This window comes from Bacillus sp. FSL K6-0042 (genome assembly GCF_038006685.1).
Lineage (GTDB): Bacteria > Bacillota > Bacilli > Bacillales > Bacillaceae_G > Bacillus_A > Bacillus_A pseudomycoides.
The window spans coordinates 982746-998293 of record NZ_JBBOVS010000001.1; the positions used below are offsets into that span (position 1 = coordinate 982746).

Consider the following 15548-nt stretch of genomic DNA (forward strand, 5'->3'; position numbering starts at 1 on the left):
CTTCTCTTCCTTTCTGTCATTTTAACAGTACTCCAACAGAAAAGGGTTAGAACAATTACTTGTGAGAACGACTGAAGACTGAAACTGTAGGGCAAGGTTGTGTCCAAACAGTATAAACGACGCCTGTGGAGAGTATGTAAGACTGCTTGAATTCTCAAGCAGCAACACTCTATGAAACAGGAAGCCCCTTCTTCAAACGACTCGTAAGAGTGTTAAGGAGGGGTCATTCACTGAACAGACTCAACTATATGTAAAATTTCATTTGGTGTATCTACCATATAATTTGGAGAATCTTCTTTGACCGTTTCCATCACATCATATCCCCATCCAACCCATATGACATTTACGCCAACTTTTTTACATGCAACAATATCTCGTTGCTCATCACCAACATACAACATATCAGCTTCTGTTAACTTTTTTTCTTTTAAAAATTTCTTGATAATTTTATCTTTCCCAAACAAATTTTTTGAACAAAAAACTTCTTGAATATTTTTTATTTGATTGTTATGTAGAAATGCTCTAATATGCTCTTCTGAATTAGAGGATATTACTGCTATTTCATAACCCTTTCTATGTAATTCATCTAGCACTTCCTTCATACCATTAAATAAGACTAGATCTTTAATAGCTGGCTGGTATAGTTTATAAAACTCTAGCGCTAATATAGGCAATTTATAAAGTGGTACATGCAGCTGTTTACACCTTTCAGGAATAGATAATTTTCTTAAAGGTTCAATTTCTTCTTCACTTACCGTTTTATACCCATGCTTCTCAGCAAGTTGATTATAAATAGGAACAAATATATCTTGTGAATCTACTAATGTACCGTCAAAATCAAATACAACATATTTCAACATAATGAATACTCCCTTAGCCTCTTTTTTGAACAAATCTAAACATATTCTATTCGCTGTTAAGATCCGTTTCACCTTTAATTTTCACATTTATAAAAAACAAAAAAGAACAAGGACATCTCCTCGTTCTTTTTATCACGACAGCCATTTCGGCGGCATATTCGTATTCCAATAAATATCTCCTAACTCATGATGCGCTGTATATCCATCATCAAAGCGATGGTAGTGGAAATTAAAATAATATCCATCTTGTGGCGGATGATCCCGCCTTACATGGAAACGTAGTAAATCATTTCCTGTTTTCGTGTCATATACATGAAAAATCTTTTCGTTATTGCCGCCTGCTGGTTTCTGTGAAATTGCTAATGATTGTAAAGACTCTTCCGGTACATCTGTTGTAAGCTCTGCAATTGCTTCTTCTATTTTAGGTAAAATAATATCTTTAAATTCATCTTCAATGACAGGTCCAATTTTAGAACCAAACTTTTGCATAGATTGTTTCTCAGCCTCTTGCATTGCATAGGTCACAAAGGTCTCTGCGGTTAACCTCTCTCGATTTTCTTCATATGTATAGGACGTCTGCTCCAAATTTTGTTGCCTTGTTGTAGGCTTGTCCGCTTTTGCATTATCAAGCAAAATAGAAGGAGGCGTCACTAAACCAAATGTAAATACAGTAATTAATGCGACTAACGTCTTTCTAAACCAATTTGGCATTTTTTATTCCCTCCCCTTTCACTACTTATATTTGTATAACGGTTGTTTCTTCCATTATACAAAATGATGCTAATTTTTGCACTTTACAAATTTATTAACTTTCATATTTTTTTCATTTGAATATGTAATAGCCAGATTTCATATAATATAAGTACAACAATAGTGAGGAGGATTTTTAATGACTCTAGATGTCATGTACTCCGTCGTGAGCATTTTTGTTCTCTTATATTTTATTTACCAGTCAATTACAGACTAAAAAAGAGCCATTTGGCTCTTTTTTCTATGGTATGAATACAATCCAGCCTATTAATATTAATAGTAGGATTCCTACGATAATAGCTGGTAATAAATAAAACTGGCCAAGTATAACTATGCCGTAAATCAAAACAGCCGGAACAAACAAGCACATTCCCGCTCTTCCTTTTAACAATAATAACTTCCCCTGATCACAATATAATTGGAGAAACATTTTTTTAACAAATTCATTCCATTGATCCCCTGAATAACGTGCAATTGCAACACAGGCAAATACAATAATAATAAGCGCAATCCACCATGGTGTTACTTTTATCGATGCTGCACTCATAAAGATAATTTTAATATAAAAACTTAAAGAAGCACCTGATCGAAAATACTCCTTAAAAAATGATTCAATAATACGCGAATCAGATTTTTTCCCTAGTATATGCTTCGAACGTGGAAACAACCATGGTCTCGAGTTATTACTTGGCTTCGTTATTTGACCACTAAAGTGCATGATTTCCCTTGTCCAGCGCATACCCTCTTCCTTTTCTTTTTCAACTTCCTTAAAAAAGAAACGTTGATAGTTCATTTTTTGTTTTATCAATATCAAACTAATTCCAATCAATACAATGATAAATAGCATTGCATATACTGGATGTTTAAAACCTAAAAACATACCACTTCCCAAACAAATAAAACTCATAAAAAATACGATAATCTTTACAATCCATAATACCCAGCGCTTCCCTCCACGCACATCTATATATCTTACCAATAGTGATAACATACACCGAAAAACGGTAAAGGACAGCCAAAATAATACGACTTGTAAAAGAGAAGCTCCCATACTCTTAACCAATATAGGTAACATAATGAGCGTTACAATGATATTTGTTATACTTATTCGAATACATGTGTATACCATGCCATATTTCATTAATTTTCTTATGTGAACTGGATGCTGAATTAAAAACAGGCTATCTGCTTGCTCAAAAAACGAACGCATTCCTCTTGAATATGTAACAAAGAAAAATACAAACAAGCTCAATAAAAAATAAGCCGGTTCTTCTGCAGATAATTCTCTTGTCCATAACGAACGATAATAAATCCCGCTAAATACAAGTACTGGAACGATAAAATATAATGCGACTGTCCAATCAGTTACAGACCGAATGGATTTCCATTTTCTTTTCAGTTCATGACGCAACCTTTTATAAAATTGTTGTTTCATCATGTTGTTCCCGCCTTACGATTGCATCAAAACAATCTAATAATGGACTCTCTGGCATTTCTGCTAGGGATTGAATTGTTTGTAGATTACCGTTTGCTAATAACGTTCCTTGTGAAATAAGTAAAAATCGTTCACAGATTCTTTCCGCTGTATCTAGCACATGAGTACACAGTAAAATCCCTACTCCCCGCTCTTTTTCTTTATATAAGAAATTTAAAAATTCTCGTGTTGCTACTGGATCTAATCCAATAAACGGTTCATCAATAATATAAAAGTCTGGTTCCGTTAAAAAAGCCAAAATCAACATTGATTTTTGTTTCATACCTTTTGAAAACTTTGATAAGTATTCATGCTTATGCTTTTCCATTCGAAATGTATGTAATAACTCCTGTGCACGTTCCTCCCAGCTCCCTATTTCACACCCACGTGCAGCCATTAACAATTCAATGTGCTCCCATAATGTTAAATAATCATAATACGTTGGGTGTTCTGGCACATATGCATACGGATTCTCTTTTTCACCAAACGAAATTTCACCCTCCATATTTGCAAGTAAGCCAAGCATTGATTTAATTGTCGTACTTTTCCCAGCTCCATTTGCACCAATAAGAGCAACTAGTTCACCTTTTTCAATTGAAAATGCTATATCATGGATTGTTTTTTCTCCTGCTTCATAACCCGCTGATCGAATATTGACCTGTAACAAATTACTTCCCCTCTTCCCACTTACAATAAACCCCAGGAAAATCATAACATATTTCTTCTTAAAATATCATTCTATATATCTAATATATTAAATATTCGTATTACTAGCAGGAAAAAACACTTTTTAACAGAATCTTTAACATTTGGAGTTATTAATTTATATTTACAGATGGAGTTGAGAGTATGAAATCTCACATTCGAAAAGCAACTGTGAACGATATAGAAGCACTTTGTTCACTAACAAAAGAATTAAAAGGTTCTGATATTTCTTATGTAGACATGCAAAACCGCTTACAATTTGTTGAAATGAGCCCATTTGACTCCTTATATGTTTACGAAGAAGATGATCATATATTTGGATTCCTTGGATTTCGTATACGTGAGAACTTAGAAGATGTGACACGATACGGGGAAATATCCATTATTAGTGTTGACTCCACAGCACGAAGAAAAGGAATTGGACAAATTTTAATGGAGTATGCTGAACAGTTAGCTAGAGAGCATAACTGTATTGGAACATGGCTTGTAAGTGGTACGCAAAGAAAAGATGCTCATCCATTCTATAAAAAATTAGGATACGAAATAAACGGATATCGATTTGTAAAATACTTTTAATTTACTAGTTGAAGGGAACTACTATTATGACAAACATTCAAGCAATATTTATCGATCGTGATGGAACCATCGGAGGAGATACTATCGTACATTATCCTGGTGAATTTACCTTATTTCCATTTACACAAGACGCCTTACGTGCATTAAAAGAACAAAATATAAAATTATTTTCCTTTACAAACCAGCCTGGCATTGCTGATGGAAAAGCAACCGTGAAAGATTTTACCCAAGAACTAGAAGCCTTTGGTTTTGATGACGTCTATCTTTGTCCTCACAGACATGGAGATGGATGCGAATGTCGAAAGCCAAGTACAGGTATGCTTCTACAAGCAGCAAAGAAACATGAACTGGATTTAACAAAATGTATCGTCATTGGTGATCGCTTGACTGATATCGTTGCAGGTGCAAATGTTCATGCAACAACGATATTAGTTCAAACGGGTGCCGGGCATGACGCATTACATACATATCGCGATAACTGGGCTCATATTGAACCGAGTTATATTGCAGAAAACTTTCAAGATGCTGTCATTTGGATTCTGAAACGAATTACAACACAAATTTAAGAAGCACCTTATTAAAAAAACCCTAACATATTAATCAAAAGTAATATGTTAGGGTTCTTATTTTTCATATACAAATCTACAAGCAATCGCAAATAATATTGTACGTTGTATTCACAGGTACTGGCACAATAGTAATATACGTTGAATGATAGAGTTCGGTTTGTATTTTCGCCTGTATTAATATTGAATTTAGAAAGTTAATTCATAATGGAAATAACGATTATCTCTCAAATATCCATTCTCGGCATATAATCGCTGTGCTGATATGTTATCTATTTCTGTTTGCAATTTTAATCCTTTTGCACCGTTCTCTAGTGCGAAAATTCTAGCCGCTTCTAATAATTTTTTTCCAATACCTGCGCCGCGTTTACCTTCTTGTACAAATAGGTCATTTAAAATCCATAGTTCTTTCATCGAAACTGATGAAAAAGAAGGATATAATTGTGTGAATCCAAGGTACTCCCCATCTTCAACAGCTACAAAAATTACAGATTCTTTTCGCTCTATGCGATTACGCAAAAATACTCTTGCTTCTTCCACATTCGACTCTTGTTTATAAAAGGTACGATAATTATTAAATACTGATGCTACTCCATCTAAATCTTCAATTGTCGCTTCATATATTTTCACTTTACTTCGCTTCCTTTCCAATACTCCTTCATAAGGTCCGTTACCCATTCAGGTTGTAAAATATCTTCATTCGGTAAAAATTCTCTCATAACAGGCTTTATATCCAATATAGGTGTACCGTCAATTGCATCTAATCCTTCAACTACAATTGATTTCCCTTCTCGCCTTACAACTTTTGCAATTGTCGCCCCCAATCGATTTGGACGATTTTTTCCCCGCTGTGCAAAAATACCTATTTTCGGATATTCCTTATTATTTCGTGGATGTCTAGCCGAAGATTGAATCTGTTCATCTTTCACTTTATGAAAATAAAAGATTACTTCAATATGTGAAAAATCTTCAATTCCTTGTATACTCTCTTCTGCATATGAATCCGTTAATGTAATAAGAGATTGTACATCTCCCCATTCATCATCCATTATCATTTTTCTTTCATTATGTACAAAAGCAATTGGCCTAAGTGAAAGCATCCATACTCCCCCTTTTTTGTAACCACTTACATTATAAAGTATTTTCTGAATGTTTTCCATCTATAATACCGAATATTTGTTTACATAATAAAATTATAATCACCATTAATCTAAAGCTGTATTTACAGCTGCAACCGCATGTATGATAGCCGTATCGAATACTGGAACTTGAGAATCTTCTTGTTTTATTAATAGCCCTATTTCCGTACACCCTAATATAATTCCTTCTGCCCCATTTTGTACGAAACGATTTATTATTTCTTTATAGACATCTCTTGATGTTTGATTAACCTTTCCCAAACATAACTCGTTATATATGATTCTATTTACTATTTCCCTATCAGTTTCATTTGGAACAATTACTTTTATTCCATTCTCCTCTATACGTGATTTGTAAAAATCTTGTTCCATGGTATATGTTGTTCCAAGCAAACCAATTGTTTGAATCTCTTGTTTTTTTATTTCCATAGCTGTTGCATCCGCAATATGTAAAATAGGGATACTCACCTTATCTTGAATATTACTAATCACTTTATGCATTGTATTCGTACAAATAACAATGAAGTCTGCGCCAGCTTTCTCAAGAGAATATGCAGCTTCTCCTAATACGCTTCCCGCTTTTTCCCAATTACCTTCAGATTGGCATTGTTCAATCTCTTCAAAGTCAACACTATACAAAAGACATTTCGCTGAATGTAATCCTCCTAATCTCTTTTTTACTTCTTCATTAATAATGCGATAATATTCAGAAGAAGACTCCCAGCTCATTCCACCAATAAGACCAATCATTTTCATAATTTCCATCCTCCTTGTTTAGAATAACAGATTATCTTTCTGTTATTATTATACATTTTTCACATAATAAAACACGACTTTTACTTAAATGTTAAAGTCGTGTTTTACCAATTATCACAAATATATTATACAATTCCCGTTAAGCTATAAACACCAATCACCACAAAAACAGCCAATGTTTTAATAATCGTAAGTGCAAAAATATCGCGATATGATTGTTTATGCGTTAATCCAGTTACTGCCAATAATGTGATAACGGCACCATTATGTGGTAATGTGTCCATTCCTCCTGATGCCATTGAAATAACTCTATGCATAACCTCAAATGGGATATTATATTGCTCTGCTGCTGCAATATATTTCTCCGACATCGCACTTAAAGCAATACCCATGCCTCCTGATGCTGATCCAGTAATTCCCGCAAGGACGTTTGTAGTAACTGCACCATTAACAAGCGGATTGGTAAACGTTGTAGAAATGCTATCTCGAATGACACCAAAACCAGGCAATGCCGCTATAACCCCTCCAAAACCATATTCTGCTCCCGTATTCATAGCAGCAAGCAATGCACCACCAATACTTGCATTTAAGCCGGCTTGAAATCCTGTGACTAAGCGTTTCCAATTTAAAATTATCGTTGTAATAATTCCGATTAATAGTGCTAGTTCAACAGACCATACACCTAGCACACCGGAAAGTTCTACTTTACCAAACGCCTTTAATCCAATCGATGAAAAATCAAAACCCTTTGGATACCATGTTGGAATCAATACTGTAAACACTTTATTCATTACCCCTACTAAAATAAGTGGTACAAAAGCAAGTACTTGACGAAGCGGTGTAATTTCAGAAGCATGAATAGCTGGCTTTATATTTTGTTCTGTTTCTGTTGTTGCGGCCATTTCAGGATTTTCTTTTTCAAACCCATAATACCCTTCACCACTTTCTTCGGCTTTTTTTCGTCTTCTTTCTAAATACAACATACCAACAAGAAATACAAAGATTGCCCCAATAATTCCAAGAAATGGAGCTGCATAAATGTCTGTTTTAAAAAACGTGGTTGGAATAACATTTTGAATTTGTGGTGTCCCCGGAAGCGCATCCATTGTAAACGTAATCGCTCCAAGAGCAATTGTTCCTGGTATTAATCGTTTTGGAATATTAGCCTCTCGAAATAAATTAGCTGCAAATGGATATACCGCAAAAGCAACTACAAACAAACTAACGCCACTATAAGTTAATATAGCCCCCATTAGAACTATTGCTAGTATGGAACGTTTGACACCAACTAGCTGAATAATAGTTTTTGCAATAGACTCCGCAATCCCTGACATTTCTACTACCTTACCGAAAATTGCTCCGAGTAAGAATACTGGAAAATATAATTTAATAAACCCGACCATTTTTTCCATAAAAATATTAGAGAAAAAAGGTAATACGTGACTTGGTTCTGTTAATAAAACCGCAAATAGCGCGCAAATTGGGGCAAATAATATAACCGAAAAACCACGATAGGCAACAAACATCAGCATGCAAAGAGCCAATAAAATAATTACTAATTCCATCTCCTGCACCCCTTTTCATTTCCGTGGAAATATTTTAATAATATTCAGAATTCTATTGAGGTACTTATAGAATTTTCATATTGATAGTCAAAACATATACGATACAATTTTTTCACCTCATGATAAGAAGGGATGCGTGGGTTATTACTCGGACTCCCACTGGCCAATGCATCTTTCGCCATTTTTAAAAGAGCATTTTCAAATTCAACCTGATCAATTCCGTACTCCCTAAGATTAGGAATACGTAGATCCAAACAGAGTTTCTTTATTTCAAAAATAGCATGGTTAGCAAGCTCTTCATCAGATAATGAATGTAATTCCGGATTTATAATCCGCCCAACATCTGCAAGGCGTTTGACTGAGCAAATTTTTGTAAAATCTAAAACTGCTGGTAGTAACATCGCATTTGATATACCATGGGGTACATGAAATAGCGCTCCAATTGGACGTGACATTCCATGAACTAAAGTGACCGATGCATTTGAAAAAGCAATGCCAGCTTGTAAGGAAGCAATCATCATTGCTTCTCGTGCTTCTATATTTGTCCCATTTCCATAGGCAATCCGCAAGTGTTTCATAATCGCTCCAATTGCCGCAAGTGCTAGTACATCTGTAAGCGGTTGCGAAAATCTAGAAAGATATGCTTCAATTGCATGACATAGTGCGTCAATACCTGTTGCTGCAGTAATATTCGGTGGAACAGAACGTGTCAATAAGGGATCGATAATCGCGATTTGTGGCGTGAAATTTGGGTGCTTAATCATCATTTTGACATCTGTTTTTGTATTTGTAATAACAGCAACACTGGTCACTTCCGATCCAGTACCAGATGTTGTCGGAATTGCAATAAGTGGTAATGGTTGCTTTTCTATTTCCACATGATTTTGAGCATACTCTTCAATCTCTCCACCATTTGTAGAAAGCACTGCTACAGCTTTTGCCGCATCAATACAACTTCCTCCACCAAGCCCAATGATAAAATCACATTTCGACTCTGCACAAATCGTTAACGCTTCCAAAATATGAATGTTTGTTGGTTCCGCATTTACATTTTCATAAGTAATAACATCTATTTTTTTCGCTTTTAGTAGTTTCACGCACGCATCGATATAGCCAAGCTTTTTCATAATAGAATCACTGATAATAAAAGCTTTTTTTCCTAATTTAATTGCTTGTTCCCCTAATTTATCAAGTGAATTTCTCCCATACAAAACGTTCTTTGGCATACGAAATTCAGCGATTTCTTGCAAATACTCCACCCCTTCTTTCCCTACTAAATATTTTATAATGTGAAATTTCCATTGTATAAATTATCAAATGTAATATTCCACTTCGATTAATTATTTCCTTCCCCAGACTAATAAATTTATTAGTAGATTCCTGTAAATGTATAAAAGGCAATTACTAAAAATACAGCGACCGTTTTCAATATTGTCACAGCAAATATATCACGATACGATTGTTTATGCGTTAACCCTGTAACAGTAAGGATTGTAATAATTGCTCCGTTATGTGGCAGTGTATCCATTCCCCCCGATGCCATTGAGACAATACGGTGCATAACTTCAAGCGGAATATGATATTGTTCTGCCGCTGCAATAAATTTATCACCCATAGCGCTTAAAACAATTCCCATTCCACCTGAAGCCGAACCTGTAATACCAGCAAGAATATTCGTTGTCACAGCTCCATTTACGAGTGGATTGGTAAATGTTGCAGAAATGCTATCTCGCATAATCGCAAACCCTGGAAGTGCTGCAATTACGCCACCAAAACCGAATTCTGCTCCTGTATTCATTGTTGCAAGCAATGCTCCTCCAATACTTGTATTCAATCCTGCTTGAAATCCTGTTACAACACGCTTCCAATATAATAAAAGCGTTGTTATAATCCCAATGATGAGTGCTAATTCTACCGACCAAATACCAAGTACTGCGCTTAACTCTACCTTACCAAACGATTTCATTCCAATTGAGGAAAAATCAAAACCATTTGGATACCATTTTGGTATTGTTATTGTAAAAAACTTATTCATAACTCCTACTAAAATAAGTGGTACAAAAGCAACGACTTGCTGTACTCTTGAAATCTCAATACTTTGAAGAGAAGTATGATTCTTTTGCTCTAACTCCAGTGATGCTGCCATTTCAGAATTCCCATCTTCAAAACCAAAATATCCTTCTCCAGCTGCTTTCGCCTTCTTACGTCGACTCTCTAAATAGATCAATCCTAACGTTAAGACAAAAATAGCACCAATAATACCAAGTATAGGTGCTGCATAAATATCTGTTTTAAAAAATGTTGTCGGGATTACATTTTGAATTTGCGGTGATCCTGGGAGTGCATCCATCGTAAACGTGACAGCTCCAAGAACGATTGTTCCAGGTATTAAGCGCTTCGGAATATTCGCTTGACGAAACAACTTTGCAGCAAATGGATATACTGCAAACACAACAACATAAACACTGACACCGCTATAAGTTAAAACAGCACCCATTAAAACGATAGCCAAAATGGTCCGTTTTTCACCTACTATTTCAATAATTGTCTTAGCAATGGAATCTGCAATTCCAGACATTTCTACTACTTTACCGAAAATAGCACCTAGTAAGAAAACTGGAAAATACAACTTAATAAAGCCTACCATTTTCTCCATAAAAATATTCGAAAAGAAAGGCAGTACAAAACTAGGTTCTGTTAAAAATACTGCAAATAGAGCAAAAATCGGTGCAAATAAAATAACAGAAAATCCTCTATAGGCAACAAACATAAGTAAACTAAGTGCTAATAAAATAATAACTAGCTCCAATTCTCTCACCTCCCTTTGATTGAAAATTCAATCTTTTTAATCCGGATTTTTTCTATGTATCCCTACAAAATATCGCTTTTATAACGATTCAAATACTGACATTCCTCCTCCTTTTCTAACAAAATTTTTATAATTAAAACAGCATATTTATTACTATTCTATTACATATGAAAAATCCCTTTAAACGAAAACATTTAACTATTACTCGTTATAAAGGGATTTGCTTTTTTGTTTTATATTTTAAAACTTCTGTCTTTTGCACAAAAGCTTCGCAACTCTTCGACATGTTTCACAATATGTGTCGCTCCTGCTTCTTTTAATTCTTCTTCACTCCCATATCCATACAATACACCGATAGAGTCAATCCCATTACAATTAGCTCCTATCATGTCATGCTTTCTATCCCCAATCATCACTACCTCTTCTCTTTGCAACTCTGGATTTGTATGCAAAATACATTCAATAATTTCATCTTTCTTTATTCGGGTTCCATCTAAATTACTACCAACAATTTCTTCAAAAAAATGAATCAAGTTAAAGTGTTCTAAAACTTGTTTTGCAAATACAGTGGGTTTTGAAGTTGCAACAAATAATCGTTTCTCTTCATCTTTTAACTCTTGTAAAATATAGGGAATCATCTCATATGCACTATTCTCAAGTAGGCCGCTTCGCTTTAGATATTCACGAAAATATGTAACAGCTTGCTCTACTTGTTTTTCGTCCATTCCGTATCTATCTACAAACGAATGCTGAATTGGTGGACCAATAAAAGAATCTAGCTCTTTCTGATTCGGTTCATCTATTCCCATTTTTCGCAATGCATATAAAACCGAATTTACAATTCCTTCTTTCGGATCTGTTAATGTTCCATCTAAATCAAATAAAAATGTTGTATACATCCATTCTCCCCCATTTACTTTACTGTGTATGTAATCCACCAAAAACATTCACCCATATGAACTTCTAAATCTATTGCAAAAAGTTCAAAGGTAGCTATCAGTTCTTCTTTCGTATAATAGTTCTTTATAATTTCATAATGTTCTCCACTAGCAAGTGAACGAACTTTATACGTATTTTCATCTCCATCTTTATATAAAAGCTGTCCACCAATTCCTTCATTATACATATTATCTGCGAAGCAAATCATTGCTCCTTTTTCTAACACTTTATGAAATTGTTCTAGAAAATTAGTGACTTCTTCTTTTGCAATGTGCGAGAACCAAAAGTTTGCATATGCTCCTTGAAATGTTTTCTGGAATCTTCCCAACTCAAATGCGTCTCCTTTATGAAAAGAAACTCTTTCTTTTGGAAGTTCCTTTGCTTTTTCTACATCTAGTACTTCTTCAGAGTAATCTATTGCTGTAATATACGCAGCGACTTCCACTACATATTGCGTCCAATATCCTGTACCACAAGCGACTTCTAGAATTTCCTTCTCACGAAATAACTCTTTCAGTTTTTGTTGTAATATGAATTGTTCCGCTTGTCTCACTGCATCGTCTCTATCATATACCGTTTCATACTCTTTGGCACGATTACTATAATATGTATACATAACACATCACCCCTAATTGACAAATCTCCACCCTTTCTATCATTATCAAAATATTCGTTCGCTTTGGAATTTTATCGTTTTTCTGCACACATCATTTGTTTCTCTTCAAATCGATCCAAAAATAGATATAATCCAATTGTATGATAAATATAATTTCATAGAAAAATGGTGATCAAAAATGACGATAACATTAATTTTCATAATGGCTTTTACAATTATCATCCATGCAGTCGAAACGAGTTCTTATAGTATTCGACTTGCAGGCGTTCGTTTAAAGAAAATTGCCGTTGCATTATCCGTTGTTGGGATGGTATTACTCATTTCGCGAACATCCAACTTACTACAAGCTTTTTTACTTGGTGGGATTATTGATCGGGCGAAGAGTGGTGCTTCTGTTAATTTAGAAAGTACGATGCGTCTTGTTTTATTATCCGCTTCTATCGGCACACTTCTCGCAATTATTTTATATCCGACTTTAACGAAGCTATTTGGATATGTCATTCAAAACTTTGAGATAGATGGTTCATTCATTCGAATGATGAAAACAAACAATGTGCAAAAATTGAAGTATACAAAAAAATATGTTCGTTTTCCAAAATTCGAAATGATCCACCGTATGCGAATTGGCGGTATTCCAAAACGAATTATGCTCATTAATATGTTTGCAACCGCAATTTATACCGCAGGGGTCCTTTCCGCCTTATATGCTTCTTATTTGAGCCCGAAATTTGCAACGAAAGCAATCACGGCTTCTGGCCTTATTAATGGATTTGCTACAATCTTATTGACTGTACTGTTAGATCCGCGTATTGCCCTTTTAACAGAGCGTGCGCTTCAATCAGAAAACGGCGCTGATACAATGGGGAAAATGTTCGGTTTGCTTATGATTTCAAGGTTTCTCGGTACATTATTAGCTCAGCTCATATTTGTACCTGGCGCATATTGGATTTTATGGATTATTAAACTCATGCATTAAATGACCACTACATCATCCTTGATGGTGGGGATCAGTGAATGATACTCATTATGACAGCTCGATTAACAGAAGCAATACTTGATGAAGAGAAAGATATACTATATTCAAAAATTCTTAAATTACTTAAATGAAAAGTTACATTTAATAAGGAGGGAAATGTATGTATATTAAAACAGAACAAGATATTATTAAACTCATACAAAACGATACTTGAATGATGGAAATATTACAGACAGCAAAATCCCTACAACTACCTGATTGGTGGATTTGTGCTGGATTTGTTCGTTCTAAGATTTGGGATGTTCTTCATGGATACGAAGTAAGAACTCTAACGCCAGATATAGATATCATCTATTTTGACCCATTACATATAAGTGTATCCACCGAAGAAAAATTAGAAAATAAGCTTAAAAGTATAGATTCTACTATTCCATGGTCAGTGAAAAATCAGGCTCGCATGCATGTAGTCAATAACATGCCACCTTATTCATCTTCAGTCGATGCAATTTCTAAATTCCCAGAAACAGCGACTGCTCTTGGAGTTACATTAGATAAACAAGATAATGTTGTATTAACCGCCCCTCACGGAATAGAAGATGTTCTCACGTTACAAGTGAAGCCAACACCTCATTTCCTCGAAATGAAAGAGCGCACTAATATGTATAAAAAAAGATTACAAAAAAAGAACTGGCAAAGTAAATGGCCTAACATTACAATCTTCCATCCTGAAATTTAAACATGAAGAAAAAAGGCGCTTCTCATTTTTATGAAGCACCTTTTCTTAATTTACTTCAAAAAATCAATTACCGTTTCTGCAAATTGATTCGCTGCTTCATAATGCGGTGTATGACCACTCTCTTCAAAGACAATAATTTTACCATTTTGAACATCTCTTTTAAATGTTTCGATTTGTTTTTTACAGGTTACCACATCGTGTTTTCCCATGATGAGCAACATCGGATTCTCCACATCTTTTAATTTTGATAATAATGATTGATGAATTTTCCCTTCCTCTTTCAGTCTTGTAAAATGAATATCGGAACGATCATAAAACTTTCCCCATTCTTCCTCACTATACAAACTATAATCTGTTTCATCCTCAACGTTATTATAGATTTCTATTCTGTGTTCTTCTAATTCATCACTCAATCTTAAATATGCTTCTAGTAATTCCTCTGAACTAGCATTACTCTCTGAAATAGCTATACATTTTTTCCCCTGCTGTTCTTTTCCATACTTCTTTAACAGGGCTCCTGTCTTTTTTAATAAAGCTCTACTTGTTAAGGAAAAATCAAAAGTGGGTCCTTCAAAAATGATTTTTCGAATAGATTGTGGATACATTACTGCATATAACAATGCTAAAAATCCTCCAAAAGAATGCCCAATAACAGACCATTTCTCAGTGTTTAACATCTCCCTTAACTCTTCGCAGTCTTCAATAAGATCTCGTAGTCCAAACCGCTCTTGCTGTCCAATTTCCTCTGAACGCCCTACCCCGCGTTGATCCATGGCAATGAGACAAAAAAAATCTTGTAATCTATGTGCTTGATGATAGGAAAAATCAAAACACATCTCACCAGGACCTCCATGAAGATACAATACAGGATGATTCTCTAGTGATCCATGCATCTCCACATACAGCTTTTTCCCGCGCACTTCCACCATTTTACCTTGTAATGGTACTTCTTTTTCTTGTTTCATCTCTTTCTCCTCCTATTTTTATATTTCGACACCATATACAAATAGGAGGACCACGAATCCGTACATGTTATGTATCTGTAATACAACAATACATCTTTCTATCCTCCGTTTGAAAA

General features: G+C 34.7%; 17 protein-coding genes. 4 read left to right on the plus strand and 13 right to left on the minus strand.

From position 1 onward, the window contains the following. Nucleotides 1-227: 227 nt before the first annotated feature. The 4 genes from MHH45_RS05175 to MHH45_RS05190 form a co-directional block, all read right to left on the minus strand. A complete protein-coding gene (locus MHH45_RS05175; RefSeq protein ID WP_088093901.1) occupies nucleotides 228-860 on the minus strand; it encodes an HAD family hydrolase in 633 nt (210 codons plus the stop codon). Nucleotides 861-992: 132 nt separating this feature from the next. Next, the gene (locus MHH45_RS05180) at nucleotides 993-1571 is read right to left on the minus strand and encodes a YpjP family protein (protein ID WP_003207109.1); all 579 of its coding nucleotides are present in this window, start codon (nucleotides 1569-1571) and stop codon (nucleotides 993-995) included. A gap of 280 nt (nucleotides 1572-1851) precedes the next feature. Beyond that, the gene (locus MHH45_RS05185) at nucleotides 1852-3048 is read right to left on the minus strand and encodes an ABC transporter permease (protein ID WP_044880807.1); all 1197 of its coding nucleotides are present in this window, start codon (nucleotides 3046-3048) and stop codon (nucleotides 1852-1854) included. Next, nucleotides 3026-3751 (minus strand): ABC transporter ATP-binding protein, encoded by a 726-nt coding sequence (locus MHH45_RS05190; protein WP_016114694.1) that lies wholly within the window; start codon nucleotides 3749-3751, stop codon nucleotides 3026-3028. The genes MHH45_RS05185 and MHH45_RS05190 overlap by 23 nt, the downstream gene beginning before the upstream one ends. 182 nt (nucleotides 3752-3933) lie before the next feature. Between MHH45_RS05190 and MHH45_RS05195 the strand changes: the two genes are divergently transcribed. Both MHH45_RS05195 and MHH45_RS05200 read left to right on the plus strand, forming a co-directional pair. Continuing rightward, on the plus strand, nucleotides 3934-4365 hold the full coding sequence (locus MHH45_RS05195; protein WP_016131380.1) for a GNAT family N-acetyltransferase: 432 nt from the start codon (nucleotides 3934-3936) through the stop codon (nucleotides 4363-4365). Between the two features lie 26 nt (nucleotides 4366-4391). Continuing rightward, a complete protein-coding gene (locus MHH45_RS05200; RefSeq protein WP_088093900.1) occupies nucleotides 4392-4931 on the plus strand; it encodes an HAD-IIIA family hydrolase in 540 nt (179 codons plus the stop codon). A gap of 189 nt (nucleotides 4932-5120) precedes the next feature. Here the strand turns inward: MHH45_RS05200 and MHH45_RS05205 are convergent, their stop codons facing one another. The 8 genes from MHH45_RS05205 to MHH45_RS05240 all read right to left on the minus strand — a co-directional run bounded on the left by MHH45_RS05205 (nucleotide 5121) and on the right by MHH45_RS05240 (nucleotide 12755). Beyond that, nucleotides 5121-5561, minus strand: a complete 441-nt coding sequence (locus MHH45_RS05205) for a GNAT family N-acetyltransferase (RefSeq protein WP_016114691.1) — start codon at nucleotides 5559-5561, stop codon at nucleotides 5121-5123. After that, nucleotides 5558-6031, minus strand: a complete 474-nt coding sequence (locus MHH45_RS05210) for an SAM-dependent methyltransferase (protein WP_016131378.1) — start codon at nucleotides 6029-6031, stop codon at nucleotides 5558-5560. The genes MHH45_RS05205 and MHH45_RS05210 overlap by 4 nt, the downstream gene beginning before the upstream one ends. Nucleotides 6032-6136: 105 nt before the next feature. Continuing rightward, nucleotides 6137-6826: an aspartate/glutamate racemase family protein gene (locus MHH45_RS05215; RefSeq protein WP_016114689.1), complete on the minus strand. Its 690-nt coding sequence runs from the start codon at nucleotides 6824-6826 to the stop codon at nucleotides 6137-6139. 125 nt (nucleotides 6827-6951) lie between these two features. Next, complete coding sequence (locus MHH45_RS05220) at nucleotides 6952-8391, minus strand: GntP family permease (protein ID WP_016131377.1); 1440 nt, start codon at nucleotides 8389-8391, stop codon at nucleotides 6952-6954. Nucleotides 8392-8435: 44 nt separating this feature from the next. Then, a complete protein-coding gene (locus tag MHH45_RS05225) occupies nucleotides 8436-9650 on the minus strand; it encodes an iron-containing alcohol dehydrogenase (RefSeq protein WP_016131376.1) in 1215 nt (404 codons plus the stop codon). A gap of 110 nt (nucleotides 9651-9760) precedes the next feature. After that, a complete protein-coding gene (locus MHH45_RS05230) occupies nucleotides 9761-11200 on the minus strand; it encodes a GntP family permease (RefSeq protein WP_016131375.1) in 1440 nt (479 codons plus the stop codon). A gap of 233 nt (nucleotides 11201-11433) precedes the next feature. Then, nucleotides 11434-12099 carry an HAD family hydrolase gene (locus tag MHH45_RS05235; RefSeq protein WP_016131374.1) on the minus strand — a complete coding sequence of 222 codons (666 nt, stop codon included), beginning with the start codon at nucleotides 12097-12099 and terminating at the stop codon, nucleotides 11434-11436. A 14-nt stretch (nucleotides 12100-12113) separates the two neighbouring features. Beyond that, nucleotides 12114-12755 (minus strand): class I SAM-dependent methyltransferase, encoded by a 642-nt coding sequence (locus tag MHH45_RS05240; RefSeq protein WP_016131373.1) that lies wholly within the window; start codon nucleotides 12753-12755, stop codon nucleotides 12114-12116. A gap of 178 nt (nucleotides 12756-12933) precedes the next feature. On the opposite strand from MHH45_RS05240, the gene MHH45_RS05245 reads away from it, so the two are divergent. Together MHH45_RS05245 and MHH45_RS05250 are read left to right on the plus strand one after the other, a co-directional pair. Next, on the plus strand, nucleotides 12934-13731 hold the full coding sequence (locus MHH45_RS05245; RefSeq protein WP_088093899.1) for a lipid II flippase Amj family protein: 798 nt from the start codon (nucleotides 12934-12936) through the stop codon (nucleotides 13729-13731). A 214-nt stretch (nucleotides 13732-13945) separates the two neighbouring features. Then, complete coding sequence (locus MHH45_RS05250) at nucleotides 13946-14467, plus strand: nucleotidyltransferase family protein (RefSeq protein WP_229161609.1); 522 nt, start codon at nucleotides 13946-13948, stop codon at nucleotides 14465-14467. Nucleotides 14468-14517: 50 nt separating this feature from the next. Here the strand turns inward: MHH45_RS05250 and MHH45_RS05255 are convergent, their stop codons facing one another. Further along, nucleotides 14518-15432, minus strand: a complete 915-nt coding sequence (locus tag MHH45_RS05255) for an alpha/beta fold hydrolase (protein ID WP_088093898.1) — start codon at nucleotides 15430-15432, stop codon at nucleotides 14518-14520. Between the last annotated feature and the right edge of the window lie 116 nt (nucleotides 15433-15548).